This is a genomic window from Bradyrhizobium sp. P2_E8, assembly GCF_056403875.1.
Window position 1 is genome coordinate 1 of record NZ_JBFUES010000765.1, and the last position, 4,459, is coordinate 4,459.

Here is a 4,459-nt window from a genome sequence, read left to right on the forward strand (position 1 = left end):
GATCCGACGGGGAGATCCGATTTTCTTCAATAGCGGTGATGTCGGTAGCCCAAATTCGGCACKAATATCGTGCGGTTGGTGCATCAATCCGGCGCCGTCGCCAGTGCGATACTGCAAGTCGACAAGTCGGGGGTCAGCTAGATTGGACCTTCGTGAGAGGCGCTGTGCCTGGCGCATCAGGCATTTTCCCTGCCGACATCTGTATCCAGAAAATTCGGCCGATAACATATAAATCTCGAGCCGGTTAGCGGCCCAGCGTCTCTTTTTGCCGAATCTTGCAATAATATAGCTGGACGGATTTTCCAGATCGGCATTTCTATCAAAATCTGCATACAGATATTGACAGGAGAACGATTATGGTATGCAGTATTTGGACTGGCCGCAAAGTTCGGCAATTCAGAACTGGTCCGCATTTGAGGCCAGTCGCAGGGAAGGGAAAGCAGCCAATGCTCGATCGCGTGTCGGCGAAGCGTGTGGTGGACGAGCGCAAGAATCGCAATCTGACCAATGCTCTGTTCAACAGTAACAAGCTGAAACTCGGCCTGTTCGGAGTGAACTGCAATAACGGTTGCGCGATGACGACGGCCGACGAAGGTCATTGGTTGACGTGGGAGTTAACCAAGGAAATCGCGATGACGGCCGACAATGCCGGCTTCGAGGTGATGGTACCCGTTGCCCGCTGGAAGGGGCTCGGCGGTCCGAACAACTTCAATGGCCGCAATTTCGAGACCTACACCTGGGCTGCCGGGCTGGCAGCCATCACCAAGCAAATTACACTCACCACGACGTCGCACGTACAAACAACGCACCCGATCTTCGCGGCCAAGCAGGCAGCGACGATAGACCACATCAGCAACGGACGTTACTGCCTCAATATCGTCTGTGGCTGGTTTCATCCCGAACTGGAGATGTTTGGAGCTCCGTTTCTGGACCATGATGCGCGCTACGACTATGCCGAAGAGTGGTTTGACGTCGTTCGTAGGCTCTGGAGCGAGGAAGAGAGCTTTACCTATCGCGGCCGCTATTTTCAGGTCAACGATGCATTCGCGATGCCGAAGCCAATTCAGACGCCGATGCCACCGGCGATCAACGCAGGCGGATCGGATCGGGGCCGCAACTTCATCGCCTCGCATTGCGACATTGGATATGTTGTCCTCACCGATCACAACGACATGGTGAAGTCGCGGCAGCAGGTCGATCAGTATCGCAATCTAGCCCGCGACAAATACAAGCGCGACATTCAGGTCTGGACCCACGCCTACGTCGTTCAGCGCAACTCCGAGAAGGRGGCGCGCGACTATCTGAATTACATCACCGTCGAACGGGGGAACGAGGAGGCAGCCGAAAATGCAGCAAAGTATCTCGGGCTTAACTCCGAGATCATGCCGCCGGAGGCCTGGCAAACCTTCAAGCAACATCTCAAGGCTGGCTACGGAGGGTATGGCATCGTAGGTGACGATGCGCAGGTCGCCGAAAAGCTCGCGCAATTGTCCGAGATCGGGATCGATGGTGTCGCGGTTCACTGGGTCGACTATCTCGACGGCCTGAAGCGCTTCAATGCCGAAGTAATGCCCAGACTTGAGCGCGGCGGCTTGCGTCAGCAGTTCGTTCCCGCGCCCTAGTCGGCTCAGTCGGCCTGCCGGCGCTAACCATGCGCCGGCAATTTCCAGTCTGTCATTTCCGGGGTGCGGTCTTGTCCAAGGTCTGCGACGTCCAGCAACAAACCGAAGCGTTCAAGCGCGCCATGAGGCGTTTGACATCGACCGTCACGATCATCACGACGGCTCATCACGGTCGTCGACACGGAATGTTGGCAACCGCCGTCTGTTCGATCGGCGTCTCGCCACCGAGCCTTCTGGTCAGCATTGCAACGAGCGCAAGCATTCACGATCCTCTCGTCGCGCGGGGCGGCTATTGCGTAAATCTGCTCGCAAGCGATCATCATGACCTCGTCAGGCCGTTCAGCGGTGCGCTGAAAGGTGAGGAACGGTTTTCCGTTGGCGATTGGGTATCCGGCCCGTTTGGGCTTCCCTATCTGCGAGACGCGCAGGCCAGCCTGTTTTGCACGGTGGGCTCCATCGTTCCGTTTGCCAACCACTCCATAATCATCGGCTGCGTGGACGATGTCGGCGTCCGCGACGAAATCAGCCCGCTGCTCTATGAGGACGGTCGCCTCGCGGTCGCTCGGGCCCTGACATGATCCGGGCCGCGATTATAGGTCTGGGCTGGTGGGGCCGTGTCCTGGTGGATTCGGTACAGCTCAGGAGTACGAAATTGCGATTCACCTGCGCTGCAGTTCTCGACAAGGCTGAGGTCGAGCGGTTTGCAGTTGATCGCGGAATACTTCTGCTCGACTCGCTGGAGAGCGTCCTTCGGCGAACGGACGTCGACGCGGTCTTCCTCGCGACACCCCATTCCCAGCATTTGCCGCAAATTCTCCAATGCGCGAACGCCGGAAAGCCGGTCTTTTCGGAAAAGCCCCTGGCGCTGACGTTGCGGGATGCCAGGACCGCGGTAAATGCCTGCGAACGGTCCAAGGTTCCTCTCGGTCTCGGGACAGACCGTCGCGTCCTGCCGGCGATGGTACGCCTCAAGCAACTGGTCGACGAAGGTCAGCTTGGCACGGTGCTGCATGTCGAGGGCCAATACTCCAACGATTTCATGTCGCGCGCGGTAAGCGGAAGCTGGCGGACCTCGGAGCAGGAGGCGCCGGGAGGCGGCATGACAGGTCCTGGGTTGCACGCGCTGGACTCGATGATTCACCTGGCAGGGTCGATGGCGAGGATACGCGGCCAAGTCAGATATCCGAAAGGACGCGGCGTTCCCGTGGATACCGCGTCTCTACTGGTGAGTTTTTCCTCCGGGGCAACCGGGATACTCGGCACCGTGCGGGGCGTGCCGAACTACTTCAGGCTGACGGTTTTCGGAACCGGCGGTTGGGCAGAGCTTCGCCAGTTTGGCGATTTAGAGGTCTCGCTCAGCGGTCGCCAGGCATGGTCGGAAAGATATCCAAATGAGCTCGCGGTCGGATCGCTCCTGGAAAGCTTCGCCGACACTGTCACGCACTCCGCGCCATTCCCCGTCAGCATACGCTCGATGTTGCAAGTGGTCGCAGCGTTCGAAACTGCGATCGCCGCGCTGGAAAGCGACGAGACGTGCAAGGTGCCGGAGGTCGTCTGATGTCGAAGAAAGAAAAAGAACGGGGAATCATCGACGCCCATCACCACATTTGGCTGATGGATCGCACGCCGTGGCTCAATGGTCCGCCGGTCAGCCGGATCTTCGGCGAACACGGGCAGCTGCGGCGCGATTATTTGATTGACGAATTCGCCGAGGATGCCGGCCCGAACGGCGTCACGAAATCGGTTTATGTTCAGGTCAATGTGGCACCCGGTGATGAGGTGTGGGAAGCCCGGTGGGCTTCGGAGGAAGGCAAAAAGGAAGGGCTGGTCCAGGCGGTCGTCTCTTTTGGCGATCTGGCGTTGCCCGACATTGGCGACGTGCTCGACCGCCAGATCGCCTGCTCACCGGTGCGTGGCGTTCGCCAGCAGCTGCATTGGCACAGCAATCCAGCCTACTGCTTCGCCAGGACGCCAGATCTCATGTTGCGCCCGGATTGGCAGCGTGGGCTACGMGAATTGGCACGCCGCGGTCTGCATTTCGAATTGCAGGTCTTCCAAAGTCAATATCCCCATGCGCTCAAATTGCTTGATGCGCATCCGGACGTGACCTTCGTGCTCCTGCACGCCGGAATGCGCCGCGCTGCTAGCGGCCATCCGGTCTGCTCTGTCGCGGTACAGCGCTGACGAGCGCCAAGCGGTCCTACACGACACCGCGGCTCGTCTCTATCGAATTTAGCACCAGCAAGGAATGTGAGGAACCGATGCAATTTCTGGTCGTCAATACGCGTCGAACGGACGGCGTGAACGAAGCGGACTTCAAGGCGAAGGTCGGCGGTGAAGTCCAGCGCGTCAAGGAAATGTATCGCGACGGAATCGTCCGGACAATTTGGCATCGCGGCGGCGATACGCCTGGGGGCGTTCTCATCGTCGAAGCCGATTCGGAGGAGGAGGTCAGGGCCAATCTCGCAACGCTGCCCTTGGTACAGGCCGGCATCGTCGTGGTCTCAAGCGTCATACAGCTCAAGCCGTTCGGCGGCTTCACGATCTGACGCCTTCGCGCTCGATACACTCGCTCAGGAATTCGGTTCAAAAAGGGGAGGCCATCGCAATGTCTAACAACACCACGTCAAGTTCATTCACTTGGAAGCCAAGCCCGGTTACGGACGGCGAAGTCAAATACGCGACTGTCGTCGCCTTTCTTGCTTGGGCGTTCGCTGTCTATGATTTCGTTCTGTTTGGAAATTTGCTGCCGCTGATGGGTAAGGATCTTGGTTGGGATGCCGCACAGCAGGCCAGTATCAACGGCTGGGTGTCGATTGGGGTGATCTTTGTCGCCT

General features: G+C 58.5%; 6 protein-coding genes. All 6 read left to right on the plus strand.

From position 1 onward, the window contains the following. The first annotated feature begins 446 nt into the window (after positions 1–446). A complete protein-coding gene (locus AC1D00_RS31345; protein ID WP_477013320.1) occupies positions 447–1,622 on the plus strand; it encodes an LLM class flavin-dependent oxidoreductase in 1,176 nt (391 codons plus the stop codon). 71 nt (positions 1,623–1,693) lie between these two features. After that, on the plus strand, positions 1,694–2,200 hold the full coding sequence (locus AC1D00_RS31350) for a flavin reductase family protein (protein ID WP_477013321.1): 507 nt from the start codon (positions 1,694–1,696) through the stop codon (positions 2,198–2,200). Beyond that, the gene (locus AC1D00_RS31355) at positions 2,197–3,180 is read left to right on the plus strand and encodes a Gfo/Idh/MocA family protein (protein ID WP_477013322.1); all 984 of its coding nucleotides are present in this window, start codon (positions 2,197–2,199) and stop codon (positions 3,178–3,180) included. The genes AC1D00_RS31350 and AC1D00_RS31355 overlap by 4 nt, the downstream gene beginning before the upstream one ends. Further along, positions 3,180–3,806: an amidohydrolase family protein gene (locus tag AC1D00_RS31360; RefSeq protein WP_477013323.1), complete on the plus strand. Its 627-nt coding sequence runs from the start codon at positions 3,180–3,182 to the stop codon at positions 3,804–3,806. Before AC1D00_RS31355 ends, AC1D00_RS31360 begins: the two co-directional genes overlap by 1 nt. A gap of 77 nt (positions 3,807–3,883) precedes the next feature. Further along, positions 3,884–4,171, plus strand: coding sequence for a muconolactone Delta-isomerase family protein (locus tag AC1D00_RS31365; RefSeq protein ID WP_477013324.1), 288 nt, complete (start codon positions 3,884–3,886; stop codon positions 4,169–4,171). Positions 4,172–4,230: 59 nt separating this feature from the next. Then, the coding region (locus tag AC1D00_RS31370; protein ID WP_477013325.1) for a hypothetical protein at positions 4,231–4,459 on the plus strand (229 nt) is incomplete at its 3' end.